We start from the raw sequence: 23,038 nt of genomic DNA, 5'->3' as shown, positions 1-23,038 counted from the left end.
CCGTCGAAGACCCAGTACGGCGTGGTGAAGCTGATGCCGCCGGTGAAGCTGGCCTGGCCGGTGCCGTAGGCGTCGCTCCAGCCGGTGGAGGTGCCGTGGTCGGCGACGGTGGCCTTCTTGATGGTGACGGGCGTGGTGCCGCTGGCGGCGGTGGAGAAGGTGCGCCCGGCGTAGCTGCCCGCGGCGATGTAGTAGACGTTGCCGCGCACCAGCGTGGAGGGCAGCGCGGTGTAGGCGTTGGCCCAGTCGGAGCCGTTGTTGGCGCCGGTGGCGCCGGGGCGCACGTAGACGTTGGCGGCGCTGGCGAAGGCGGGGAGCATGGACGCGGCGACAGCCAGCGTCAGGACGATTCGTTTCGTGGTCATCTTCGTATCCTCAGGAGCTTCGGTAAGGGTGGGCGTGGGGTCTCGCTTGGAACGCTGGGGCCTCAGGGGATCGCCTTGGTGGCCTCGCTGGAGTACGCGCTTTCCTTGCCGGAGGCATCGACGGCCGTGACCGCGAAGTAGTAGGTCTTGCCGCTGGAGAGCGACGGCACGGTGTAGGTGGTGTTGGTGACGTAGAGCCCGCTGCCCTTGGCCTGCACGTAGCTGCCCGAGGCGGTGCCGTAGTACACGCGGTAGCCGGCCACGGAGCCCGAGGGCGCGCTCCAGCTCAGCAGCGCCGAGCCCGCGGGCACGGGCGCCGGGGCGGGTGCCGGCGCGGGAGCGGGTGCCGGGGCCGGAGCGGGAGCGGGTGCCGGCGCGGGAGCGGCGGTGTAGACCTCGCACTGCTTGGTCACGCCCGGGGCGGGGTCGGAGCCGAAGAAGTCGTTGGCGCACTGCGCCTTGCCGCTGACATATTTGCCGACCCATTTGGAGCCGGAGCCGTAGCGCACATATTGGCTGCTGCTCAGCGTGAAATAGCTCCACTCGTTGGCAATCTTGGTCCAGGTGCCTTCGGAAACCGGGGTCACTTCGGCAGCGCTTTCCATGGCGGAATTCGCGCCCATATGGGCCGCAGCCTGGGATTCGGATTCCTCACCGCCGCCGCAGGCGGCCAGGAAAACCGTCGCCATCAGGGACGAGAGCAGAGCGAGTCGTTGTTGCTGAACGTTGAGCAGCATGATGTCAATAAAAAGTGGACAAAAAATCCCCAGCACCGGTTTTTGATGAAACACCGGCACGGCTGCGATTGGTCAGTGCTGGCGAGCGACCGACAGGATCGGTAGGACGCTGGGTGCGTGGGGCATCGCTTCAACACTTCGGGTCCGCCCGAAACTGAACGAGCCAGTTTTCAAGCGTGACCCCCGCTGTTTCGGCAGCGCCGCGGGGTCGTGAAATCCACTTGTTTCGGGATGTGGCCGCAACCGCGGTTCGCCCAGCCAGCCATGGCTGACACCGCACCAGGCTTTGATTCCCTCCCCGCGGCGCATGGGGCTGTGAAATAGTCCTCGAAAAATACCGGGCTCCGGCCGTGAATATTTAGCGTCCTACTGTTGTCAAATCATTGAAATGGGCTTGCATCAACGGAAAACGCATAAAGGCCTCGGGACTGGAAAAAATGAAGCGATACTGGTATTGACGTTCTGAAACATTCGGCTGGGGAACTTCCCGAGAAATGGGCCGGTTTTCACCCCTATTTTCCGGCTTGAGGTGGCCGTGGCGCAAAAGGTAACGGCCGCTGGGGCCGGCTGATTCACACCGGCAGTACCGTGGTGGCCTTGACGTGGTTGAGCACGAAGCTGGTGCGCACGTCCTTGACGCTGGGATGGCGCAGCAGCGTGTCCATCACGAAGCGCGAGTAATGGTCCATGTCCGATACCACCACGCGCAGCAGGTAATCCATCTCTCCGGTCAGCGACACGCATTCCGCGACCTCGGGCCAGGTTTGCACCGCGGCGCTGAAATCGTCCATGGGGCTGCGCTTGCCGGTATCGCTGCGTTTTTCCATGTGCACGTTGATATAGGCGGTCAACCCCAGGCCGACGCGCGCGGCCGAAACCAGCGCGACGTAGCCCGTGATCACACCGGCATCCTCCAGCCGCTTCACGCGCCGCAGCGTGGCCGAGGCCGACAGGCCCACGCGCGCGGCCAGGTCGTCGTAGGTGATGCGGCCGTCGGCCTGCAGGGCGGCCAGGATGCGGCGGTCCAGCGCATCGAGCTTCAGGTTGTTGGTCATGGCTTCGATCCTGCAGGAATCCTGCGTGGCTAGCGCAATCTTGGCTGGAAGATGCAGAAACACTGCGCCGAGCCGTTTTTACAGTCTCCCCATCGCGCCGGACACAAGGCGCAACCCGGAGACAAGCACATGCAAAGACTTTCCCCCGAGGCCGTGGCCGCGCTGGCGCGCACGCTGCCGGCCTGGCGCTTCGAGGCGCAGCGCGGCGGCACGCTCAGCCGCGAGTTCCTGTTCGAGGATTTCGCCCAGGCCTTCGGCTTCATGGCGCAGGTGGCGCTGGCGGCGGAGCGGCTCAACCACCACCCGGAATGGTCCAACGTCTACAACCGCGTCAGCGTCACGCTGACTACGCATGACGCCCAGGGCCTGACCGAGCTGGACCTGACACTGGCCCGCGTGGCCGAGCGGGCCCATGCGGCCTGCGTGCGCTGAAGCGCCGTTCAAGGAGCAGCCATGCAGATCACCATGGACCTTGCGGCCGAGGCCGCGGCCGGCGCCAGGCACGGCTTGGCCGCCGGCGAGGCCGGGCGGCCCGAGCGCGCGGATTGGACCATCGACCAGGGCTGGGAGCGCTACACCGCGCAGGAGCACGCCGTCTGGAAGACGCTGTACGAGCGACAGATGAAGCTGCTGCCGGGCCGCGCCTGCGACGAGTTCGTGCAGGGCATGCGCGCGCTGCCCATCGGGGCGGACCGGATTCCGGATTTCCGCCGCCTGTCGGAGGTGCTGATGAGGCGCACCGGCTGGCAGGTGGTGGCGGTGCCGGGCCTGGTGCCGGACGAGGTGTTCTTCGAGCACCTGGCGCACCGGCGCTTCCCGGCGGGGCATTTCATCCGCCAGCCGCAGGAGCTGGACTACCTGCAGGAGCCCGACGTCTTCCACGACGTGTTCGGCCATGTGCCCATGCTGATGAACCCGGCCATCGCCGACTACATCCAGGCCTACGGCGAGGGTGGGCTGCGCGCGCAGCGGCTGGGCCGGCTCACCAACCTGGCGCGGGTGTACTGGTACACGGTCGAGTTCGGGCTGCTGCGCCAGCGCGAGGGCCTGCGCCTCTACGGCGCGGGAATTGCCTCCTCCTACACCGAGAGCGTGTTCGCGCTGGACAGCGCCTCGCCCAACCGCCTGCGCTTCGATTTGGAGCGGGTGATGCGCACGCGCTACCGCATCGACGACTTCCAGGAGAGCTACTTCGTGATCGACGACCTGGACCAGCTGCTGGAGCTCTCGCGCATCGACTTCGCGCCGCTGTACGCGCGGCTGGACCAGGCGCCGGAGTTGGAGCCGGGCGACGTGCTGCCCGGCGACACCGTCCTGCATCGCGGCGACGGCACCTACCACGCCGGCCGCGCCAAGGGAGCCTTGAAATGAGCCATCAACCCATGAGCCCGGAACGGCGGGTCGTCCTGATCACCGGCGCGGCCGGCCACCTGGGGCGCGCCGTGGTGCAGCGCTTTGCCGAGGAGGGCGACCGGCTGGTGCTGGTGGACCTGCACGCCCAGGCGCTCGAAGACACCTTCGGCGCGGGCGCAGGCGCGGACCGGCTGGCGCTGGCGGCGGACCTGCTGCAGCCCGGCGCGGCCGAGGCCGTGGCGGCGCGGGCGCTGGAGCGTTTCGGGCGCATCGACGTGCTGTGCAACCTGGCCGGCGGCTTCCGCATGGGCGAGGCGGTGCACGAGACCAGCGACGCCAACTGGGACTTCCTGTTCGATCTCAATGCCCGCACCGTGCTGCACGCGGTGCGCGCGGTGGTGCCGCACATGCTCGCGCGCGGCGGCGGCAAGGTGGTCAACGTGGCGGCCTTCAGCGCGCTGCGCGGCGTGGCGCGGATGGGCGCCTACACGGCGTCCAAGGACGTGGTGATGCGGCTGACCGAGGCCATGGCCGGCGAGCTGCGCGCGCGCGGCATCAACGTCAACTGCGTGCTGCCCAGCATCATCGACACGCCCGACAACCGCCACGCCATGCCCGAGGCCGACCCGGCGCAGTGGGTGGCGCCGCGCGACCTGGCGCAAGTGATCGCCTTCCTGGCCTCGGACGCGGCGCGGGCGGTGCACGGCGCCTGCGTGCCGGTGACCGGGCTGGTGTGAGGCGGAGGCGAGAGCGGAGGCCGGGTCGGGGAGGCAAAATCACGGCCCGTTTCCTGCCGGAGGACGGCGCATCCCGCGCCCATGCGACCGTCCCGCTGCCTCTCCCATGACTTCCTCCCTTCTCAGCCTGGTGGGCATGCCCGGTGCCGGCAAGACCACCATCGGTCGCCGCCTGGCGCGCGAGCTCGGCGTGCCCTTCCACGACAGCGATCACGAGATCGAGCGCCGCATCGGCGGCTCGATCCGCGAGTTCTTCGCGCTCCGGGGCGAGGCGGCCTTCCGCGACCTGGAGCACGCCGTGATCACCGACCTGGCGCGCGAGGCCACGGGCGTGCTGGCCACGGGAGGCGGCACGGTGCTGCGCGAGGCCAACCGCCAGGCGCTGCGCGGTGCCGGCACGGTGGTGTACCTGCACGCCACGCCGCAGTCGCTGCACGAGCGGCTGCGCCATGACCGCAGCCGGCCGCTGCTGCAGGTGGAGGACCCGCTGCAGCGCCTGCATGAGCTGTTCAGCCAGCGCGACGGCTTCTACCGCGCCAGCGCCCATCTGGTGCTGGACACCGGGCACGGCCACATCGGGCGCTCGGTGCACGAGTTGCACCGGGTGCTGGGCCGTCAGGCCGCGCCGCCGCTGCCACCCCCGCCGCACCAGCGCCCCCGCGGTCCGCGCGGCCCCCGGCTGCGCTGAGCCGCGCAGGCCGGCCGACCCCGGCGCCAAGCCCTGACCTGCCGGACTTCGCGGCCGGCCGGTCCCCCGCGGGCCACTGGAGGCTCACGGGCTGCCGCGGCGCGCCGGCCGGGAACCCCGGGCCGCTGGACATGGTGGCCATGCCGGAGTCCGGCACCCGTTACGCCCTCCACGACTTCCAGGACGTGTTCTCCGACGGCGGCGCAACGGGCTGTCGCCTTCCCTCAACCGGAAGGGCGTGCGCCAGGGCCTGTCGCACCTGGGCCTGTACGGGCTGCTGCCGGGCCGCCTTGACTGGCCTCAAAGGTGCGTGCGGGGGGCGGGACGAAGATGTCAGGTCCATGACGAACAACAAGGACTCCCGCCCATGACCGAACACGACGTCGCCGAAGCCCCGCCGGCCAGCCCGCACAACGGAAGTCGCCGCCGCAATGGTACGGCGCGGCCACGCCCGGTCGAGGCCGGCGACACGGTCGCGGCGCTCACGGCGCGCGGCATCGAGAACGACATGGTCGAGCGTGGCAGCTCCGCGGCCGGCACGGTGCAGGCCATGGTGCTGCAGGACCTGCTGGCGCGCGGCGCCGAGGGCGCCTCGCCCGCCTCGTTGCATGAGCAACTGCGCGCCTTCCTCGACGGCGCCTCGCCCGACGAGGTGAAGGCGCTGCGCCAGGCGCTGCTGGCGCGCGGAGGCGCGCTGCACGAGGACACCGATCCCGACACCGAGCTGTCCTCCGGCTGGCGCGAGGGCAAGTACCCGTACAAGAACCTGCTCTCGCGCAAGAGCTACGAGAAGCAGAAGTACCGGCTGCAGGTCGAGCTGCTCAAGCTGCAGGCCTGGGTCAAGGAGACGGGCCAGCGCGTGGTGGTGCTGTTCGAGGGCCGCGACGCCGCGGGCAAGGGCGGCACCATCAAGCGCTTCATGGAGCACCTCAATCCGCGCGGCGCACGCGTGGTGGCGCTGGAGAAGCCCAGCGATCTCGAGCGCGGCCAGTGGTACTTCCAGCGCTACATCCAGCACCTGCCCACGCGCGGCGAGATCGTGCTGTTCGACCGCAGCTGGTACAACCGCGCCGGCGTCGAGCGCGTGATGGGCTTCTGTTCCGACCAGGAGTACGACGAGTTCATGCGCCAGACGCCCGAGTTCGAGCGCCACCTGGTGCGCTCGGGCGTGCACCTGTTCAAGTTCTGGTTCTCGGTCAGCCGCGCCGAGCAGCGCCGGCGCTTCAAGGAGCGCCAGGCGCACCCGCTCAAGCAGTGGAAGCTCAGCCCCATCGACATGGCCTCGCTGGACAAGTGGGACGACTACACCCGCGCCAAGGAGGCGATGTTCCTGCACTGCGACACCTCGGACGCGCCCTGGACCGTCATCAAGTCCGACTGCAAGAAGCGCGCGCGCCTGAACGCCATGCGCTACCTGCTGCACCGCCTGCCCTACGCGCAGAAGTCGGTGGACGCCATCGGCTCGGTGGACCCGCTCGTCGTCGGCCGTCCCTCGCTGGTGTCCAGCCACAGTGATGACCTGCTGGCGGCCAGCGGAGGGGGCTGAGGCCGCTGTTGCGGGGCAGCGGCGTTACGCCGAGTCCAGCGCCGCGTACCAGTCGCGGTACGGCGTGTTCCGCGCCAGGCGCCGGTTGTAGTCCGGCGCGCCGTCGTCCCACCACACCGGTCCGCGCTCGCCCAATGCCACCTTGGCGGCGTGCACCCGCGCGCGGGCCTGCGCCAGCGCGGCCGGGTCCGCGTCGCGCAGGGCACGGCGCACGGCGCTGCGCGCCTGCATCAGCTCGCGGGTGAGGCGCAGCCGCTCGGCCGCGTCGAGCTTCGGGTTCGTGCAGCGCCACAACCGGCCGCGCACCACGAAGTAGCGGCCGTCGGGCGTCACCGGGTACTTCATGCCCGGCGCGTGGGCAAGCGCCGCGCCTCAGGCCGCCATGTAGCGCCCGGGCCGGTGGTTGAGCGCCAGCACCAGGTTCAACATCACGGCGCCCAGGATGGACAGCGCCACCTGCCGCAGGTCGGCCACCGCCAGCGCGGCCAGCACGATGAGCGCGTCCACCGCCATCTGGAAGGTGCCGGCGTTGACCTTGCCGCGCTCCTGCAGCACCAGCGCCAGGATGCCCAGCCCGCCCACGCTGGCCTGGTGGCGGAACAGCACCAGCATGCCGCAGCCCATGAGCGTGCCGCCCATCACCGCGGCGTACAGCGGCTCGACGTGCGCGATGGCTATCCAGCGCGGCAGCCAGTCGCTGAGCACCGAGATGGCGCTGACGGACACCAGCGTCTTGAGCGTGAACTCCGCGCCCTTGCGCTGCCAGGCCAGCGCGTAGAAGGGCAGGTTGATGACGAAGAACCAGGTGCCGAAGGACCAGCCCGAGGCGTAGTGCCCAAGGAAAGCCAGGCCCGCGGTGCCGCCGGTGAGCAGCCCGACCTTGCGGAACAGCACCAGGCCGAGCGAGAGGAACAGGGCCCCGGTCAGCAGCGCCATCAGGTCGTCGCGATGGCGGTGCATGAGCAGGGCACGGGAGGGGGAGTGCATGGGGTACTTCTTCGGGGAGACGACGGCGCAGCGCGCCGCAGGCGCCGATGGTGCGCAGCCGGCGCCCGGCGTGTCTTGAGCGGCCTCAAGCCGGCGCGCATCGGCCGCGGCCCGGCGCGGGCCTCAGGGCTGCGCCGCGCGGGCCACCTTCTGCAGCAGCTCGACCAGGATGGCGCGCTCGGCCGCGCTCAGCGCGGTGACCACCTCGCGCTCCATGTCCAGCGACTGCGCATGCGCCTTGAGCGCGAGCTCGGTGCCCGCGGGAGTGAGCGTCACGTGCTGGGCGCGGCGGTCGCTGTCGCTGCGCACGCGCTCGATGAGCCCGCGCTTGTCCAGCCGGTCCAGCAGCACCGTCACGGCCGGCGCGACCATGGCCAGCGCGGTGGCGAGCTGCTTGGGCGTGGCGCCGGGGTTGAAGGCCAGCAGCACCAGGCAGCTGAACTCCACGGGACTGAGCTCCAGCGGCTTGCCGATGTGCTCGCTGAAGGCGCGGCGGGTGGTGATGTCGGCCCGGGCGATCTGGTAGCCCAGCAGGTGCTGGAGACAGCTCTGATCGATGCCCGGAGTCTTCTTCTCGGTGTCGTGGCGGGGGGGCATCGGGGGAGTGTAGCCAGGGGGGTCGGCAGGGCGGCCGCGCGGCACGCCGTCGCGGTCCCGGCCAAGGCGATACCGGCGGTTACCCGGGCGCTCTCCGGGCAGGGCCTCGGCGCGCTGCCCGGGGTGTTCCGAGGACTACCATGCGCCGTCGCCAGGAAGCGCAGAGGGCCGGAATGCGTCGATGGCTTGCCGCGGTGCTCGTGATGTCGCTGCTTCATGCAGCACCCGCCATGGCAGAGGAGTGGCCCATGAAACCCATCACCTGGATCGTGCCCTTCCCGCCCGGCGGGGTGACGGACCTGGTGTCGCGCGCGGTGGCCGCGGCGCTGGGGCGGCAGCTTGGACAGCCCGTCATCGTCGAGAACCATCCCGGCGTGGCCGGCTCGCTGGGCACCGAGCTGGCCGCGCGGCTGCCGGCCGACGGCTACACGCTGCTCTATATCTCCACCGGCCCGATGGCGGTGAACCCGGCGCTGTACCGCCAGCTGCGCTACGACCCGCTGCGCGACTTCATTCCCGTGCACGGGCTGCTGCAGTCCTCCGCACTGCTGGTGGTCGATGCTGCCAGCCCGTACCGCACGCTGGCCGACTTCCTGGAGGCGGCGCGCCGGCGCCCTGGCCAGCTCAACGTCGGCTCCTCCGCCCCGGGCACGAGCACGCACCTGGCCGGCATGCTGCTGGCGCGCGAGTCGGGCGTGAAGTTCCTGCAGGTGCCCTACAAGGGCTCGGCGGCGGCGCTGCAGGACCTGCTGGGCGGACGCCTCGATGCCGTGTTCGATTACGTGCTGCCGCTCAAGCCGCACCTCGACGCCGGGCGGCTGCGCCCGCTGGTGACGTTGGGGCGCCGCCGCCTGGCGCTGCTGCCCGAGGTGCCCGCCATCGCCGAGGCCGGCTGGCGCGGGGCCGAGGCGACCAGCTGGTCGGGCATCGGCGTGCGCACGGGCACGCCCGAGGCGGTGATGCGCAAGCTGGCCGCCGCCCTGCACGTGGTGCTCACCGACCCCGAGGTGATGAGCCCCTTCATCGCCACGGGCGAGATCCCGTTGCTGGAGATGAACGAAGCCGCCTTCCGCACCTTCATCGCCGCCGAGCAGCGCAAGTGGGGCGAGGTGGTGCGGCAGGCGGGGCTGGTGGGGGAGTAGGGCGACGTCTTGCTGCGCCGCAGGGATGGCATGGGTTGGGCGGGTCAGTGAGGAACAATGGCGGCTTCCCTGCCGAACGCCGGACGGCTGCCCGTGACTGCTGATCGATCCCCCGTTTCGCTCACTCCACCGCCCGGCGGCTATGCCGAATGGCTTGCGGAGCTGAAAAACCGCATCCACGCCGCACAGCAGCGTGCGGCGCTGGCGGTGAACCGGGAACTGGTGCTGCTGTACTGGCATATCGGCCGCGACATCCTGCAGCGGCAGGCGCGTGAGGGCTGGGGCGCCAAGGTGATCGAGCGCCTGGCCCACGACCTGCGCACAGCCTTTCCGGACATGAAGGGCTTTTCACCGCGCAACTTGAAATACATGCGCGCCTTCGCCCAGGCCTGGCCCGAGCCTGAATTTGTGCAAGGGGTGCTTGCACAATTGCCTTGGTATCACCAGCTGACATTGCTGGACAAGCTGAAGACCCACGAAGAGCGCCGCTGGTACGCCGCCAAGGCCATTGAGCACACCTGGTCGCGCAACGTGCTGGCCATCCAGATCGAACTGGATGCGCGAGGCCGTTCCGGCCAAGCGGTCACGAACTTCGAGCAGCGCTTGCCTAAACCCGACTCCGACCTGGCGCGCGAATCGCTGAAGGACCCCTACCGCCTTGACTTCCTGGGCCTGACCGAAGAAGCGCAGGAGCGCGAGGTGGAGGACGCGCTGATCAAGCACGTCACCCGCTTCCTGCTGGAGCTGGGCGCCGGCTTTGCCTTCGTCGGCCGGCAGGTGCCGCTGGAGGTCGGCGGCGAGGACTTCTTCATCGACCTGCTCTTCTATCACCTGAAGCTGCGCCGCTACGTGGTGATCGAGCTCAAGGCGGGCAAGTTCAGACCCGAGCAGGTGGGGCAGCTCGGCTTCTACCTTACGGCCGTGGACGCCCAGCTCAAGAGCGAGCACGACGCGCCGACCATCGGGCTGCTGCTGTGCAAGAGCAGGAACAAGGTGGTGGCCGAGTACGCGCTGCGTGATAGCAGCCAGCCCATGGGCATCGCCGAATACCAGCTGGTGGCGTCGCTGCCTGAAACGCTGCAGACCGGGCTGCCCAGCATCGAACAGATCGAGCAGGAACTGGCCGGAGCGATCGACGAGCCGAAGGACGACCCGGAACGGGGTTGATGTGGCCGCTGTCGGCGCTGGAATCCTCCGCTGGGCTTGATTCGCGGCTCGCGGTGCCGAATACGTGGTGGTGCATTGGCACGAACCGCACCAGGCGCCGGATTTCTGGCTGCGGGTGGAGCGGGCGATGCCGGATTTGTTACTCCGCAAGCATTGGCTGGCGGAGCATGGGACGGATGTGGAGGGAGTCTAAGAAATACCTGAAAATAAACTCGAAATTTGGAAGCTTTCTCATGGTAGCGGATTTACTGCCGCGGAGCGAAGAGAATACCTGGTCAAAAAATTGGCGGTGATGGGTAAAAAACTGGTTTTAACCAGGGGTCCAATTTTTTGAATGCTGGTCCGGGCACGCTTTTTCATCTCTGTTATGGCAATAGGCCGCAGTTAATTGGTCAGTTTGTGTCCGATGTTGCTGTCAGCAAAAAGGGTAGCAATTGGGTTCAGAGAAAATATCGGGTGTTAAAACTTGCGACTCATAATAAGCCATATAAAGAACATCGGAAAAAATGGTCTCCCAGTGGAAATTCTACGTTTTGGCGAGTCCCTGATGGCGATCTTGGGGAGTACGAAAGAACTTTTTTGCAGCCTTATTTTGACATGAGTCTTGAGCAATTAAGGTTCCTGATTACCTTAGGGAGCGAAGCGGATCTTTCGGAAAAGGCAGATGAGGGAGAGAAGCAGGATTGGGCTAAAAAGGCAGGCGAGATGCCGCAATTGACGGTGCCCACCAATCGCATTTATTACGGTCCTCCAGGGACTGGGAAAACTTGGCGGCTTCCCGAGCTGCTGAGAGCCATTTACACCGATGCCGGCACGGACCAGAAGCGCTACAGCTTCGTCACCTTCCACCAGTCCTATGGCTACGAGGAATTCGTTGAGGGCATCAGGCCGGTCTTGAAGAACCAGAATGAGGAGGGCACCAAGGAGGAAGCTCAGACCGGCAGCGAGGCAGACGGAATCCGCTACGAGATTCGAGGTGGTGTTTTCAAGAAGCTGTGTGCCGACGCTCGAAAAGCACCGCACCAACGCTTCGCCATGGTCATCGACGAAATCAACCGCGGCAACATCAGCAAGATTTTTGGCGAGCTGATCACGCTTATTGAGGTTGACAAGCGTGAGGGTGCCGAACATGCCGTGACGGTCACGCTCCCATATTCAGGTGAGCCATTTTCCGTGCCACCCAACGTGGACATCATCGGCACCATGAACACGGCCGACCGTTCGCTGGCGCTGCTAGATACCGCGCTGCGGCGGCGTTTCGAGTTCGTGCCGTGCATGCCTGATACCAGCACCGAACCGGACGCCCCGCTCAGCAATTTGAAAATCAGGCATGGCGAGCTGGTCATCGACGTGCGCCTCATGCTGGAGCGCATGAATCAGCGCATCGAGGCGCTGTATGACCGCGACCACACCATCGGCCATGCCTATTTCACGCCGCTGAACGACATTGGAGACGACGAAAAGCGGTTCAAAGCGCTCGGCGAAATATTCAAGGCAAAAATCTTGCCTCTGCTGGAGGAATATTTCTTCGAGGACTGGCAGAAGATTCGCCTTGTGCTGGCCGACAACCAGAAGCGCGATCCGGCCACCTGCTTCGTGACCGCGAGCGAGGAGACTGAGGGCGACCTTGATGGGCTGTTCGGCCACAACCATGGTCTCGAAAGCTATGCCGCCAAGCCGCGCTATGCGTTGCAGCCAGAGGCCTTTGGAAAACCGCGTGCCTACATCGGCATCTACGCCCCCACGGCCCCTTGAGCGCCCGGCACGCGGCCATGAACCTCCTGACTGTTTTCGAGTTCGACGCCCTCTGCCGCGAAGGCGAGGGCCAGGGCGGCCCCGAAGTGCCCGCCGAGGTTTTCAATTGGCTGAAGTCCCGCTGCCTGCGGGCCTCGCAGGAGGGCGAGGCCGCCTGGCTGCGGCCGGCGCTGCGCCGGGGCCGCGAGGCGATCCAGGTGACGAGCCATGTCGGCGTCATCCGTGCCCCGGGCGGCTTCCAGATCGAGGTGCTGCCCAAGCTGGGCAAGGCGCCGGGCGGCAATGCCGGCGAGGCGCGCGAGCTGCTGATCGACATGCTGCGCTGCCTGGAAGGCTTCAGGCACATCCGCGCCGACAGCGCGCACCTCGCGGCCAGGCGCATGCCGCTGCTGGAGGTGTTCATCGCCGAGTTCCTTGGGACCGTGGAGCGGGTGGTCAAGCGCGGCCTGCGCAGCGACTACGTGACGCGCGAGGACAACCTGCCGGCGCTGCGCGGCAAGCTGCTCATGGCGCAGCAGCTGCGCCACAACCTGTGCCGGGCCGACCGCTTCTTTACCGCGCACGACGAGTTCTCCCCCGACCGGCCGGAGAACCGCCTGCTCCATGCGGCGCTGCGCCGGGTGCTGGCGCTGTCGGCCACGCAATCCAGCCAGAAGCTCGCGCGCGAGCTGTGCTTCGTGTTCGCGGACATCGCGCCCTCGGCGCAGCCGGCGCGCGACTTCCAGCGCGTGCGCCTGGACCGCGGCATGGGCCACTACGCCGACGCGCTGGCCTGGGCTCGCCTGATCCTGGAAGAGGCCTCGCCCCTGACCGGCGCCGGAGCGCACGACGCGCCCTCGCTGCTGTTCCCGATGGAAGCGCTGTTCGAGGCCTTCGTCGCCAAGCACCTGGCGCGGCAGCTGGCGCCGCGGCGCCACTTGAAAGCCCAGGCGCGCAGCCGCCACCTGGTCCAGCACCGGGAGCAGCGCTGGTTCCGGCTGCAGCCGGACCTGCTGGTCCGCGAAGGCGGCACCGACCGGATCGTGCTCGACACCAAGTGGAAGCTGCTCGATGCCGGCCGGGCCGATGCCAAGCGCAAGTACGGCCTGGCGCAGGCGGACTTCTACCAACTGCACGCCTACGGGCACGGCTACCTGGGCGGGCGCGGCGACGTGGTGCTGATCCATCCCCTCACGCCGGGCTTCGACCGGCCGCTGCCGGTGTTCCAGTTCTCGGAGAGCCGGGAACTGCGGCTCTGGGTGCTGCCCTTCTGCCTGCGCCGCCGCCAACTGCAGCTGCCTGCCGACGCGCCCTTTGCCGCGCACCTGCTGCCTCAAGGCGCCGGCGCTGCCGATCCCACGCTCAGCCGTTGATCACCGCGGCAAACCGGTCGCCTAAAGTCTTGGCCGAGACGCCCTGCAGCAACGGGATCTTCCGGGAGCCCGCGGCGGCGACGCGGGTGGGGCCGCACTCGGCGCCCGCCTCGGTGAGCACTTCCAGGAAGGCCTCGCTCGCCTGGCAGGCCTGGAAGTCGCCGACCATGACCATGGCCGCCAGCGGATCGAAGATCGGCACCGGCATGGCGCCTTCGGCGTGGCTGCCGGACTTGCGCTCCAGCACCTCGCGCACCAGCGTCGCCACCACCTGCTTCAGCCCGGGCAGCCCGGCCTCGCCGCCGCACAGCGCCAGCGTCTTGGCGGCGGGAACCACGGCCCGCCGCTTGCCGCAGCGAGGATTCCGACCGGAGACCCGTTCATGCTGGAAAAACTGCCTGATCTCGTCGGTGCCGCGCTGCGCGGGCAGCGCGCGGGGCTGGACCAGACCGCCTTCGTGCGCGTGCGGCTGCCCGTGGGGCAGGGCGCGATCCAGGTCACGAGCCTGGCCTTCGCGGACCACGCGCCGCTGCCGCCGCGCTTCACCGCCGACGGCGAGGGCCACTCGCCGCCGCTGCAGTGGTCGGGCGTGCCCGCCAACGCCGCGTCGCTGCTGCTGCTGGTCGAGGATGCCGACTCGCCCACGCCGCACCCGCTGGTGCACGCCATCGCCTACGACATCCCGCCGCAGGAGGTCTACCTGCCCGAGGGCGCGCTCAACGGCGAGGAGGACGCCAGCTTGCAGCTCGGCCGCAACTCCTACCTGCGCACGGCCTGGATTCCGCCCGACCCGCCGCCGGCCCACGGCGTGCACCGTTACGCCTTCCAGCTCTTCGCGCTGGGCCCGGGCGTGGCGTGGAGCGGTACGCCCGGGCGCGAGGCGGTGCTGCAGGCGCTGGAGCAGCACGCCATCGCCAGCGGCTGCCTCATCGGCACCTACGAGCGCCACGACACCAGCGTGCGCGACGACGCGGGCGCCACCGCGCCGGTGCGCTCGGACCTCGGCGCGCCATGAAAGCCCCCGCCAGCGCCGGCCGCACACCGGCGCGGCATGCGCCTCGAATCGCCATGGAGGGCATGGTCCACAAATTCCAGGCGCCGGCCGAGATTCGTGACCACCCAGGCTTATACTGGCCGGCGTATTTTCTTTCGAATGGCCATCGCTAGCGGTTGCGATTGCTGGCAGATTTTTTTATATCAAAAGCAGTTCTACGTTCAAGGCCATGGTCAGCAGTGCGTCCATCCTGCTCATTGACGACGATCCGAAGCAAATCCAGTTTTTGGCTGCCATCCTGCGCCAACACGATTACCGGGTTTTTGCAGCGCTCGACGGCCGCGACGGCCTGACCAAGGCCGTCGCCAAGCCGCCCGATCTGATCCTGGTCGATCTCTACATGCCGGAGATCGACGGGCAGGCGACGATTCGTCTCTTCAAGGCGCATCCCACGCTGAGTCACATTCCGGTCATTTGTCTCACGGTATCGAACCATATCGACGACAAATTGACCGCCTTCGAGGCCGGCGCGGTGGATTACATCGTCAAACCCTTCGATCCCGAGGAGGTGCTGGCGCGGGCGCGGGTGCATCTGCGCCTGCACCAGTCCGGCGCGTCGCGCGGCGGCGAGGAGGAAACCTTACCCGAGGCGCCCGAGGCGCCCGAGGCGCGGGTGGCGGAAGGCAGCGGCCCGCGCTGGGAGGAGCGGCTCGTCGGCCAGACGCAGTCCATATTGATCCGCGAAATGGCCAATCCGCCTTCGCTGGCGGAACTGGCGCAGCGCGTGGGCACCACGCAGCGCCATTTGAGCCATGAATTCCGCCGCCAGGTCGGCGTGGCGGTATATGCCTGGCTGCGCGAGGAGCGCCACCGCGAAGCCTGTTTCCGGCTGCTGCACACCAGCCAGCAGCTCAACCAGATTGGCCAGCATATTGGCTACCAGTCGGCCGCGGCGTTTACCAATGCTTTTCGCGCACGCTTCGGCATGACGCCCAGCGAATACCGCCGCGCCGCCGGCGTGCGTGTCATCGAGGATTAAGCCCGGGCGCGGCCGGCGCGCGGGCCGGTTTCGTTTCCGGTCCCGGCCGCGTCGCGGTGCACGGCCTTGAAATTGCCACCTATTTCACGCTTTTCGCGCCCGCGCGCGGCCCGGCCTTGGAGCGGGCTCCTATGATGAATTTTCCGTCCAGGGAATCGCGGGCCGGTTTTGGCCGGCAACGGCTCGCGAGCGCGCCGCCGCCGCGTATGCGCTGAACTGCCGGTTCAGGATGAAACCAGTCGCCGCCCCGCTGCCAGGAGATGAGGACGACGTGGCCCTGCCCAGCGGGGGCCAGCTGGTTTCTCCGTTGCTGCTGGGCCTGCTGCTGACGGGCCTGCACCTGTTCGATCCGGCGTGGTTCCACGGCATGGCCGACCTGCTGCCGCTGACCATGGGCGCGGCGCTGCTGCTGATCACGCGCCAGGGCTTCGACCGCGCACGCCACGCCTCCATGCGATGCGCGGCCACGGGCTTCTTCTGGGCCGCGGTCATCGACGTGCTGCATTCCGCGCTCCAGGAACGCATGCTGGACCTGGGCGGCTTTCCCGCCGAGGCGCCGTTGCTGCTGTCGCTGGGCGCGCGCACGCTGCAGGCCACCGCGCTGCTGCTGGCGCCCGTGTGCGCCGGCGGGGGCGCCTTCAGGCGCCTCGGGGCGCCGGGATTCCCCGCCGCCGCGCTGCTGCTGGTCGTGCTGGTGCGCGTGGACGCGTGGCCCCGGCTGCAGCCCGGGGGCGAGGCCTTCTCGGTCTTCAGGATCGCCTGGGAATGGCTGCTGCTGATCCTGTATGCCGGGGCGGCCTGGCTGCTGTTCCAGCGCCGTGCCGCGCTGGGCGCCGCGCTGTGCCGGTCGCTGCTCATGGTCGTCGCGCTGCTGATGCTGGGTGAGCTGATGCTCGCGGCCCATCCGCCCACGCGCGGCTTCCTGGAGGCCACGGCCCACATCCTCAAGTCGTGGAGCTACTGGCTGCTGCTGTGGATCGTGAACCAGCACCTGCTGGTGCAGCCGCGGCAGCTGCTGCGGCGCCAGACGCAGCTGCTCGAAGACGTCACCTCTCAGGTGCCGGGACTGGCCTGGCAACTGCTGCGCACGCCCGCGGGCCAGTACCGCTTCACCTTCGCCAGCAGCGGCGCGGCGCAGATCTTCGAGCTCACCGCCGCGGAGCTGCTGCAGGACGCGCAGCTGGGCTTCGCGCGCATCGTGCCCAAGGACCATGAGCAGCTCATGGCCGCGCTGGAGCGCTCCTGCGCCAGCCTCACGCCCTGGAAGGCGCAGTGGCAGGTGGTGCTGCCCAACCAGGGCCGGCGCTGGCATCGCGGCGAGTCCTCCGTGCCGGTGGTGGAGCCCGATGGCAGCTGCCGCTGGGTCGGCCACATCCAGGACATCACCGAGGAGCAGCTGGTGGGGCTGGAGCTGGCGCAGCACCGCGACCACCTCGCCGCGCTGGTGGAGGAGCGCACCGAGGCGCTGCGCCACTCGATGCTGCAGACCGAGCAGGCCGCGCGCGCGCGCACCGAGTTCCTCTCCAGCATGAGCCACGAGATCCGCACGCCGCTCAACGCCATCCTGGGCGTGTCGCAGATTGCGCTGCGCGACGCGCAGGCCGTGCCGGCCCAGGCCTACCTGCGCCAGATCCACGACTCCGGGCGGCTGCTGCTGGCGCTGGTCAACGACATCCTGGACATGGCCAAGATCGAGGCCGGGCGCCTGGAGCTGGAGTCGCGCCCGGTGCGGCTGTCGGCCGTGATCCAGCGTGCCATGCGCCTCACCGCGCACCGGGCGCAGCAGCAGCGGCTGGAGTTCGGCGTGAGCTGCGGCGCGGACCTGCCCCAGGGCATCCTGGCCGACGAGACGCGGCTGACGCAGGTGCTGGTCAACCTGCTGGGCAACGCCATCAAGTTCACCGAGCAGGGCAGCGTACACATGACGGTGTCGAGGCTGCCCCATGGGCGCTGGCTGCTGTTCGCCATCCAGGACACGGGCATCGGCATGAGCCCGGTGCAGCTGGAGCAGCTGTTCCAGCCCTTCACGCAGGGCGACGCCTCCACCACGCGGCGCTTCGGCGGCACGGGGCTGGGGCTGTCCATCGCCAAGCGCATCGTGGACCGCATGGGCGGCAGCATCGAGGTCGCCAGCCAGCTCGGCCACGGCTCGTGCTTCACGCTGCGCATTCCCTTCGACGAGGCGCCGCCGCCGGAGGAGCGCGCCGCGCCCGTGCCCGACGCGTCGATGCCGGGGCTGCAGCGGCTGCGCGGCCTGCGCATCCTGGCGGCGGAGGACGACGCGGTGAACCAGTGGGTGCTCAAGGACCTGCTGGAGCAGGAGGGCGCGCGCTGCCGCATCGCCGACAACGGGCTGGCGGCGCTGGCGCTGCTGGAGGCGGGCGAGGAGTTCGACCTGTTCCTCACCGACGTGCAGATGCCCGGCCTCAACGGCTACGACACCGCGCGCCGCTGCCGCGCGCTGCGCCCGCAACTGCCCATCGTGGGCATCACGGCCTACGCGCTGCCCCAGGAGCGCCAGCGCTGCCTGGACGCCGGCATGGACGAGCACATCACCAAGCCGGTGGACGTGGACCCGCTGTGCACGGCGCTGCTGGCGCTGCTGGGCCGCCGGGCGCAGCGGCTGCCGCCATCGCCGCCCGCTCCGGCCCCGGCGGTGCGTGCCGCCCCGGCCGCGGACCCGCAGGCGGCACCGGTGCTGGACTGGGGCGCGCTGTGGCAGCGGCTGCGCCGCCCGGCCTCGGTACGGATGATCCTGGAGACGCTGCTGGCCGAGCACGGGCCCACGCCGCAGCGGCTGCGCCGCTGCCTGGCGGACATGGACCCGGCCGAGGCCGGCCGGCTGGCGCACCGGCTGCGCGGGCTGTGCGCCACGGTGTTCGCCGCGCCCGCGCGCGAGGCCGCCGAGCGGCTGGACCAGCAGCTGCGCACCACCGGCCGCCTGGAGGCAGGGCCGGTGGAGGCGCTGGCGCAGGCCACCGAGGCGCTGCTGGACGGCGCCCGCGCCGGCCTGGCCGACCTGGAGGCCACCCGCCCGCGGCCGCAGGCGAGCGCACCGGCAGAAACACGAACACCAACGGGGGAGGTGAGCTGAGATGACGACTGCCGATGCCGCGCTGCGCCGCACGGTCTTCTGGGCCGACGCGGTGCGCCGTGCCTTCGAGCTGGCGCTGTGCCTGCTGCCCGCCCTGGCCATCGCGTACCTGCAGTGCTTCCAGGACCCGGCGCTGCGCTTCGAGGACCATGCCTTCCACCAGGCCGCCATCGCGCTGGCCACGCTTGAAGGCGCCTTCATCTCCTACGTCGCCTGGCGCTGCTACCTGCGCTCGGGCCAGGCGCTGCTGCGCTGGGTGACGCTGGGCTTCACCGGCTTCACGGTCGTGTACTCGCTGCACGGCTTCTTCACGCCGCTGGCGCAGCACAACCTGTGGCTGTTCATCCTGTACGGCCCGGCGTCGCGCCTGGTGCTGAGCGCCTGCCTGCTGACGGCGCTGCTGCGCTTCCACGCCGCGCCCGACGCACCGGCGTGGCGCACGGCCGGGCCGTGGCTGCGCTGGCTGGGGCTGTTCCTGGCGCTCAACGTGGCCGTGGGCGTGGTGGCCCACAGCCCCGTGGCCGGCGCGCCGTGGCTGCGCATGTCGATGGAGATCGGCTCCATCGCGCTCTACGTGGCGGCGCTGGCGCTGCACCTGGGGCGGCGGCTGCGCTCGCCGCTGATGCAATACGCCGCGCTGGCCTTCGTCTGGTTCGGCTCCTCGTCGCTGGGCTTCCTGCTGGCCAGGCCCTGGAACCACCAGTGGTGGCTGGCGCACGGGCTGTTCGCGGTGGGCTTCTCGGTGCTGGGCTACGGCATCCTGCGCGTGTTCCTGGCGGCGCCTGCCCATGGGCAGGGCTTCAGCGTGCAGGAGCTCAGCGAGGACCTGGCCCAGACCAACGCGCGGCTGCGCGAGGCCCATGACCGGCTGGAGCAGGTCAACCGCGAGCAGCAGGCGCAGATGCGGGCGCTGGAGGTGGCCAAGGCGCAGTTCGAGGCCTTCTTCAACCTCTCGCCCGACGGCATCTTCGTGGTCGATCACCAGGGCCGGGTGCTCAAGGCCAACCAGCGCGCGGAAGTGATGTTCGGCTACGGGCCGGGCGACCTGGCCGGGCTGCAGGTGGAGGCGCTGATGCCGGACAACCTGCGCGAGCACCATGTGCGCGCGCGCAGCCTGCACCAGGCCGCGCCGCAGACGCGCCCGATGGGCACGGAGGAGCGCGCGCTGAGCTGCCTGCGCCGCAACGGCGAGGTCTTCAGCGCCACCATCAGCCTCAGCAGCCTGATCTACGAGGGGCGGCCCTGCACCGTCACCTTCGTGCGCGACGTGTCGCGGCTGCTGCGCAAGGTCGAGCAGATCCGCCAGGAGGACCGCGCCTCCATCCGCCAGGGCCACATCCTGGAGCAGCTCTCGGCACAGCTGCCGTTCGTGGTGTTCCAATTCCGGCGCGGGCCGCAGGGGCGCTACGACTTCCCGTACATGAGCCCGAAGGTGGCGGAGCTGCTGGGCTGCGGCGCCGAGGCGCTGCGCGCCAACATCAACCTGTGGTTCTCGACGGTGGACCCGGCCGGGCTGGCGTCGCTGATCAGCTCCATCGAGCGCTCGGCCGCGGAGCGCAGCCCCTGGACCGCGCGCTGGCAGGCGCGGCTGCCCGGCGCCGTCGAGGCCATGCCGTGCCTGCTGCGCTGCTCGGCGCCGGTGCCGCAGCCCGACGGCTCGCTGGTGTGGACGGGCTACATGCGCCGCGCCCACGAGCGCGACGAGGACGCGGCCGCCGACCACCTCGCCGCCGCGCCGATCGGCTGAAGCGCGGAGCTTTACGCCCCCATTCCGCCGCCTATGGTTGAGAAGTCATGGGCATTCCGCCCGTGGCGCTCAATGGCGGAGGAATCATGAAGAAGAGTGCTCTTGCGCTGATGCTGTCCGCCCTCGCACCCCTGGCCTGGGCCGCGGAAGGTGACGACTACACGCGCTGGCTGAAATTCGACAATGTCGCGCCGCGGGTCTGGCGCACCACCTGCTTCAACGAGATCAGGAACGTGGACCCCAACGGGCAGTACTTCACCCGGGCCTTGATCCAGCAACCCTACTTCGCCCCCCGATCCCCGGAGGGCAGCGGCACCGTCAGCCGGCAGTCGCGCTGGGTGAAGCAGTCGGGGAACCTCCTGCCCTGGGGCCTGCACTGGAGCTACGCGGCCACGCTGCGGGGCCGCGTGCTGCTGCAGTGGATGAGCTTCACCTTCACGATGGACCGGGACTTCGACGTGCCGGACGGCAGCTATGTGCTCTGCGACGTGAATGTGGTGAACCAGGCGACGGGCCAGTTCCTCCCGGGCGGCCGGATGCTGTACTACCCGCGCTGAACGCGGTGTGACGGCCGCGACGCCCGCTTCAGCCTGCCATCCCTACCTGCAGCACCGCCTCGTAGTGCTGTCAACGGGGTAAGGGCCGGCGCTCTCCTCGGGAATGGCGGTGCAGGAGGTGCTGGCGCTGCTGCCGGTACTGGAGCCGTCGCCGGCCGTGGTGCTGGCGTCGTCGGCGGTGGATGCATCGTCACTCCCGCCGCCGCAGCCGGCAAAGCCGGCGGCGCTGCCGCCCGGGGCGGCGAGCCACTGCAGCGCGCGGCGGCGCAGCACGGCGGTGCGCAGGTCCTGGGCCAGGGCGGGGGTGCGGTTGCGCCTGCAACGGGGCAGCGGGATTGCGGGGCCGGCAGCGGCCGTCGCCCCTGGCGCCCGCATGACTTCAGTCGCTTTCTCGTCGGCGGCCTGGCCGCTACCTTGAAGCCATGCAAGCCAAGGCGAAGCCCGCCCACCCGGGCCGAGCCCGTGTCGGTGCCACACGCCGCTGGCACTTCAAGCAAGCGATGGAGCAAGCATGAAACAGTTCAACATCTACACCCACCCGGCCGGCATGGCGGAGGCGGTGAAGCAGGGCTGGTCCTGGCCCGCTTTCTTCTTCGGCTTCATGTGGGCCTTCGCGAAAAAGCAGTGGGCGTTGGGCGGCGCGGTGCTGGGCGGCGCCTTCGCGTTGGGTTTCGTGCTGGGCCTGGTCGACGCCGGTCCCGCCGCAGGCTTGGTCATCAACCTGGCTGGTTTCATCCTCACCATCGTCTTCGGCCTCAACGGCAATGCTTGGCTTGAGAAAAACCTGGTGTCGCGCGGCTACACGCGTACGGACACCGTGACCGCGGCCAATGCCGAAGCGGCGCTGGCGCTGATGTCCAAGGCCGGGCTGGCGGGCAGGCCCAGCACGGCCTGAGCCGCGGTCGCTGCTAGGCGGCGCCTGGCCCCTCCAGCGGCAGCCTCACCTGCGCGCGCAGGCCGCCGCCGTCGCGGTTGCCCAACGTCAGCGTGCCGCCCCGGCGGCGCACCAGGTCCTGGGCGATGTGCAGGCCCAGGCCGGCGTGGTGGCGCCCCGGCGCCGCGCCGGGCGTGGCTTGTGCCGGCACCGACACCTTCGAGCCACGAGCCAGCAAACCGCCCGTGGCAGCGCGTGCCGCCCGCAACGGGGAAGATGCCGTCCCATCTCCACTCTTGGGCAAGCCATGCAAGCCAAGAAAGTCATCTTCGATACCGACCCCGGCGTGGACGACGCCATGGCGCTGATGCTGCTGGCGTGCTCCCCGGAGGTGGAGCTGCTGGGCGTGTGCACCACCTTCGGCAACGGCGCCATCGACACCACCACGCGCAACGCGCTCTACCTGGCCGAGCGGCTGGGGCTGCGCGCCGGGGTGCATCGCGGCGCGGCGGCCGCGCTGGACGGGGCGCAGCACGCGCCGCCGGTGCAGGTGCACGGGCACAACGCGCTGGGCGACATCGCGCTGCCAAACCACATCGGCCGCGCGGTGTCCGGCCGGAGCGCGCACGGGTTCCTCATCGACACGCTGCGGCGCCATCCGGGCGAGGTGAGCCTGCTGGCCGTGGGCCCGCTCACCAACCTGGCGCTGGCGCTGCGCCAGGCGCCGGACATCGCCGCCCTGGCGCGGGAGGTGGTGGTGATGGGCGGCGCCTTCGGCCACCGCGGCCACGGCGGCAACGTCACGCCCTTTGCCGAGGCCAACATCCACGCCGACCCCGTGGCCGCCGACGAGGTGTTCGGGGCGCGCTGGCCGGTGACCATCGTCGGGCTGGACGTCACGCACCAGACGATCATGACGACCGACTACCTGCGCGCGCTGGCCGCGGAGGCCGGCGAGCTGGGGGCGCTGATCTGGGAGATGTCCCGCGTCTACCAGGCCTTCCACCGCGACACCGGCGTTGAGGACGGCTTCTACGTGCACGACGCCTCGGCGGTGGCCTGCCTGCTGGCGCCGGCGCTGTTCGGGCTGGTGCGTGGGCCGGTGCGGGTCGATACGCGGGGCGAGACGGTCGGGCGCACCTGGCTCGACGAGGCAGCCGCGGCGCGCCCGGCGCAGAGCGTGTGCCGCGAGGTGGACGCGGACGCCGTGCTGGCGCTGTACCGGGAGCGGCTGCGGGCGGACTGAGGCGGC

25 protein-coding genes are annotated in these 23,038 nt (G+C 69.6%); 16 read left to right on the top strand and 9 right to left on the bottom strand.

The window, feature by feature from the left end:
* The 3 genes from HHL10_RS27375 to HHL10_RS27365 all read right to left on the bottom strand — a co-directional run.
* Window positions 1-365: hypothetical protein (locus HHL10_RS27375; protein ID WP_375138991.1), on the bottom strand; the 365-nt coding region annotated here is incomplete at its 3' end.
* Between the two features lie 62 nt (window positions 366-427).
* Window positions 428-970: a fibronectin type III domain-containing protein gene (locus HHL10_RS27370; protein WP_169163584.1), complete on the bottom strand. Its 543-nt coding sequence runs from the start codon at window positions 968-970 to the stop codon at window positions 428-430.
* 704 nt (window positions 971-1,674) lie between these two features.
* The gene (locus HHL10_RS27365) at window positions 1,675-2,157 is read right to left on the bottom strand and encodes an Lrp/AsnC family transcriptional regulator (protein ID WP_169163583.1); all 483 of its coding nucleotides are present in this window, start codon (window positions 2,155-2,157) and stop codon (window positions 1,675-1,677) included.
* Window positions 2,158-2,286: 129 nt separating this feature from the next.
* On the opposite strand from HHL10_RS27365, the gene HHL10_RS27360 reads away from it, so the two are divergent.
* From HHL10_RS27360 to ppk2, 5 genes are all read left to right on the top strand, one after another.
* Window positions 2,287-2,589, top strand: coding sequence for a 4a-hydroxytetrahydrobiopterin dehydratase (locus tag HHL10_RS27360; protein ID WP_169163582.1), 303 nt, complete (start codon window positions 2,287-2,289; stop codon window positions 2,587-2,589).
* A 21-nt stretch (window positions 2,590-2,610) separates the two neighbouring features.
* Window positions 2,611-3,528 carry a phenylalanine 4-monooxygenase gene (gene phhA, locus HHL10_RS27355; RefSeq protein WP_205833247.1) on the top strand — a complete coding sequence of 306 codons (918 nt, stop codon included), beginning with the start codon at window positions 2,611-2,613 and terminating at the stop codon, window positions 3,526-3,528.
* Complete coding sequence (locus tag HHL10_RS27350) at window positions 3,525-4,247, top strand: SDR family NAD(P)-dependent oxidoreductase (protein ID WP_375138990.1); 723 nt, start codon at window positions 3,525-3,527, stop codon at window positions 4,245-4,247. The genes phhA and HHL10_RS27350 overlap by 4 nt, the downstream gene beginning before the upstream one ends.
* Window positions 4,248-4,353: 106 nt before the next feature.
* A complete protein-coding gene (locus HHL10_RS27345; RefSeq protein ID WP_235971830.1) occupies window positions 4,354-4,935 on the top strand; it encodes a shikimate kinase in 582 nt (193 codons plus the stop codon).
* A gap of 367 nt (window positions 4,936-5,302) precedes the next feature.
* The gene (gene ppk2, locus HHL10_RS27340) at window positions 5,303-6,481 is read left to right on the top strand and encodes a polyphosphate kinase 2 (protein WP_169163581.1); all 1,179 of its coding nucleotides are present in this window, start codon (window positions 5,303-5,305) and stop codon (window positions 6,479-6,481) included.
* A gap of 24 nt (window positions 6,482-6,505) precedes the next feature.
* Here ppk2 and HHL10_RS30810 read toward each other — a convergent pair whose 3' ends face one another.
* The 3 genes from HHL10_RS30810 to HHL10_RS27325 all read right to left on the bottom strand — a co-directional run bounded on the left by HHL10_RS30810 (window position 6,506) and on the right by HHL10_RS27325 (window position 8,065).
* Window positions 6,506-6,826 carry a hypothetical protein gene (locus HHL10_RS30810; protein ID WP_169163580.1) on the bottom strand — a complete coding sequence of 107 codons (321 nt, stop codon included), beginning with the start codon at window positions 6,824-6,826 and terminating at the stop codon, window positions 6,506-6,508.
* A gap of 27 nt (window positions 6,827-6,853) precedes the next feature.
* Window positions 6,854-7,468, bottom strand: coding sequence for a YitT family protein (locus HHL10_RS27330; RefSeq protein ID WP_169163579.1), 615 nt, complete (start codon window positions 7,466-7,468; stop codon window positions 6,854-6,856).
* Window positions 7,469-7,591: 123 nt separating this feature from the next.
* Complete coding sequence (locus tag HHL10_RS27325) at window positions 7,592-8,065, bottom strand: MarR family winged helix-turn-helix transcriptional regulator (protein ID WP_169163578.1); 474 nt, start codon at window positions 8,063-8,065, stop codon at window positions 7,592-7,594.
* 248 nt (window positions 8,066-8,313) lie between these two features.
* Between HHL10_RS27325 and HHL10_RS27320 the strand changes: the two genes are divergently transcribed.
* From HHL10_RS27320 to HHL10_RS27305, 4 genes are all read left to right on the top strand, one after another.
* Entirely contained in the window at window positions 8,314-9,207 is an 894-nt protein-coding gene (locus tag HHL10_RS27320; protein ID WP_169163577.1) for a Bug family tripartite tricarboxylate transporter substrate binding protein, read from the top strand.
* Between the two features lie 57 nt (window positions 9,208-9,264).
* Window positions 9,265-10,374 (top strand): PDDEXK nuclease domain-containing protein, encoded by a 1,110-nt coding sequence (locus tag HHL10_RS27315; protein ID WP_169163576.1) that lies wholly within the window; start codon window positions 9,265-9,267, stop codon window positions 10,372-10,374.
* Window positions 10,375-10,971: 597 nt separating this feature from the next.
* The gene (locus HHL10_RS27310; RefSeq protein WP_169163575.1) at window positions 10,972-12,129 is read left to right on the top strand and encodes an McrB family protein; all 1,158 of its coding nucleotides are present in this window, start codon (window positions 10,972-10,974) and stop codon (window positions 12,127-12,129) included.
* Between the two features lie 17 nt (window positions 12,130-12,146).
* A complete protein-coding gene (locus tag HHL10_RS27305; RefSeq protein ID WP_169163574.1) occupies window positions 12,147-13,481 on the top strand; it encodes an McrC family protein in 1,335 nt (444 codons plus the stop codon).
* Here HHL10_RS27305 and HHL10_RS30310 read toward each other — a convergent pair.
* The gene (locus tag HHL10_RS30310; protein WP_205833246.1) at window positions 13,471-13,818 is read right to left on the bottom strand and encodes a hypothetical protein; all 348 of its coding nucleotides are present in this window, start codon (window positions 13,816-13,818) and stop codon (window positions 13,471-13,473) included. The two genes, HHL10_RS27305 and HHL10_RS30310, sit on opposite strands and share 11 nt — an antisense overlap.
* A gap of 45 nt (window positions 13,819-13,863) precedes the next feature.
* On the opposite strand from HHL10_RS30310, the gene HHL10_RS27295 reads away from it, so the two are divergent.
* The 5 genes from HHL10_RS27295 (at window position 13,864) to HHL10_RS27275 (ending at window position 20,912) form a co-directional block, all read left to right on the top strand.
* On the top strand, window positions 13,864-14,496 hold the full coding sequence (locus tag HHL10_RS27295) for a YbhB/YbcL family Raf kinase inhibitor-like protein (protein WP_169163573.1): 633 nt from the start codon (window positions 13,864-13,866) through the stop codon (window positions 14,494-14,496).
* A gap of 208 nt (window positions 14,497-14,704) precedes the next feature.
* Window positions 14,705-15,514, top strand: a complete 810-nt coding sequence (locus tag HHL10_RS27290) for a response regulator transcription factor (protein WP_169163572.1) — start codon at window positions 14,705-14,707, stop codon at window positions 15,512-15,514.
* A gap of 271 nt (window positions 15,515-15,785) precedes the next feature.
* Complete coding sequence (locus HHL10_RS27285; RefSeq protein WP_169163571.1) at window positions 15,786-18,608, top strand: ATP-binding protein; 2,823 nt, start codon at window positions 15,786-15,788, stop codon at window positions 18,606-18,608.
* A gap of 1 nt (window position 18,609) precedes the next feature.
* Window positions 18,610-20,355 carry a PAS domain S-box protein gene (locus tag HHL10_RS27280; protein WP_169163570.1) on the top strand — a complete coding sequence of 582 codons (1,746 nt, stop codon included), beginning with the start codon at window positions 18,610-18,612 and terminating at the stop codon, window positions 20,353-20,355.
* A gap of 86 nt (window positions 20,356-20,441) precedes the next feature.
* Window positions 20,442-20,912, top strand: coding sequence for a hypothetical protein (locus HHL10_RS27275; protein WP_169163569.1), 471 nt, complete (start codon window positions 20,442-20,444; stop codon window positions 20,910-20,912).
* Window positions 20,913-20,954: 42 nt separating this feature from the next.
* Here the strand turns inward: HHL10_RS27275 and HHL10_RS27270 are convergent, their stop codons facing one another.
* On the bottom strand, window positions 20,955-21,185 hold the full coding sequence (locus tag HHL10_RS27270) for a hypothetical protein (protein WP_169163568.1): 231 nt from the start codon (window positions 21,183-21,185) through the stop codon (window positions 20,955-20,957).
* Between the two features lie 238 nt (window positions 21,186-21,423).
* Between HHL10_RS27270 and HHL10_RS27265 the strand changes: the two genes are divergently transcribed.
* Complete coding sequence (locus HHL10_RS27265; protein WP_169163567.1) at window positions 21,424-21,807, top strand: DUF2628 domain-containing protein; 384 nt, start codon at window positions 21,424-21,426, stop codon at window positions 21,805-21,807.
* A 13-nt stretch (window positions 21,808-21,820) separates the two neighbouring features.
* On the opposite strand, the gene HHL10_RS27260 is transcribed toward HHL10_RS27265, so the two are convergent.
* A complete protein-coding gene (locus HHL10_RS27260) occupies window positions 21,821-21,997 on the bottom strand; it encodes a hypothetical protein (RefSeq protein WP_169163559.1) in 177 nt (58 codons plus the stop codon).
* Window positions 21,998-22,093: 96 nt separating this feature from the next.
* Here HHL10_RS27260 and HHL10_RS27255 point away from each other — a divergent pair, with 96 nt between their 5' ends.
* Window positions 22,094-23,032 (top strand): nucleoside hydrolase, encoded by a 939-nt coding sequence (locus HHL10_RS27255; RefSeq protein WP_169163566.1) that lies wholly within the window; start codon window positions 22,094-22,096, stop codon window positions 23,030-23,032.
* Window positions 23,033-23,038 lie beyond the last annotated feature (6 nt).

It is taken from the genome of Azohydromonas caseinilytica, from assembly GCF_012927045.1.
GTDB classification, from domain to species: Bacteria; Pseudomonadota; Gammaproteobacteria; order Burkholderiales; family Burkholderiaceae_C; genus Azohydromonas; species Azohydromonas caseinilytica.
Note: the sequence above shows the minus strand (reverse complement) of the source record. Positions and strands in the feature narration are given on the sequence as shown.

Coding starts and splice junctions, on each gene's coding strand:
- HHL10_RS27370 (WP_169163584.1), bottom strand. CDS start 970: ATGGAAAGCGCTGCCGAAGTGACCCCGGTTTCCGAAGGCACCTGGACC.
- HHL10_RS27365 (WP_169163583.1), bottom strand. CDS start 2,157: ATGACCAACAACCTGAAGCTCGATGCGCTGGACCGCCGCATCCTGGCC.
- HHL10_RS27360 (WP_169163582.1), top strand. CDS start 2,287: ATGCAAAGACTTTCCCCCGAGGCCGTGGCCGCGCTGGCGCGCACGCTG.
- phhA (WP_205833247.1), top strand. CDS start 2,611: ATGCAGATCACCATGGACCTTGCGGCCGAGGCCGCGGCCGGCGCCAGG.
- HHL10_RS27350 (WP_375138990.1), top strand. CDS start 3,525: ATGAGCCATCAACCCATGAGCCCGGAACGGCGGGTCGTCCTGATCACC.
- HHL10_RS27345 (WP_235971830.1), top strand. CDS start 4,354: ATGACTTCCTCCCTTCTCAGCCTGGTGGGCATGCCCGGTGCCGGCAAG.
- ppk2 (WP_169163581.1), top strand. CDS start 5,303: ATGACCGAACACGACGTCGCCGAAGCCCCGCCGGCCAGCCCGCACAAC.
- HHL10_RS30810 (WP_169163580.1), bottom strand. CDS start 6,826: ATGAAGTACCCGGTGACGCCCGACGGCCGCTACTTCGTGGTGCGCGGC.
- HHL10_RS27330 (WP_169163579.1), bottom strand. CDS start 7,468: ATGCACTCCCCCTCCCGTGCCCTGCTCATGCACCGCCATCGCGACGAC.
- HHL10_RS27325 (WP_169163578.1), bottom strand. CDS start 8,065: ATGCCCCCCCGCCACGACACCGAGAAGAAGACTCCGGGCATCGATCAG.
- HHL10_RS27320 (WP_169163577.1), top strand. CDS start 8,314: ATGAAACCCATCACCTGGATCGTGCCCTTCCCGCCCGGCGGGGTGACG.
- HHL10_RS27315 (WP_169163576.1), top strand. CDS start 9,265: ATGGCGGCTTCCCTGCCGAACGCCGGACGGCTGCCCGTGACTGCTGAT.
- HHL10_RS27310 (WP_169163575.1), top strand. CDS start 10,972: ATGAGTCTTGAGCAATTAAGGTTCCTGATTACCTTAGGGAGCGAAGCG.
- HHL10_RS27305 (WP_169163574.1), top strand. CDS start 12,147: ATGAACCTCCTGACTGTTTTCGAGTTCGACGCCCTCTGCCGCGAAGGC.
- HHL10_RS27295 (WP_169163573.1), top strand. CDS start 13,864: ATGCTGGAAAAACTGCCTGATCTCGTCGGTGCCGCGCTGCGCGGGCAG.
- HHL10_RS27290 (WP_169163572.1), top strand. CDS start 14,705: ATGGTCAGCAGTGCGTCCATCCTGCTCATTGACGACGATCCGAAGCAA.
- HHL10_RS27280 (WP_169163570.1), top strand. CDS start 18,610: ATGACGACTGCCGATGCCGCGCTGCGCCGCACGGTCTTCTGGGCCGAC.
- HHL10_RS27275 (WP_169163569.1), top strand. CDS start 20,442: ATGAAGAAGAGTGCTCTTGCGCTGATGCTGTCCGCCCTCGCACCCCTG.
- HHL10_RS27265 (WP_169163567.1), top strand. CDS start 21,424: ATGAAACAGTTCAACATCTACACCCACCCGGCCGGCATGGCGGAGGCG.
- HHL10_RS27255 (WP_169163566.1), top strand. CDS start 22,094: ATGCAAGCCAAGAAAGTCATCTTCGATACCGACCCCGGCGTGGACGAC.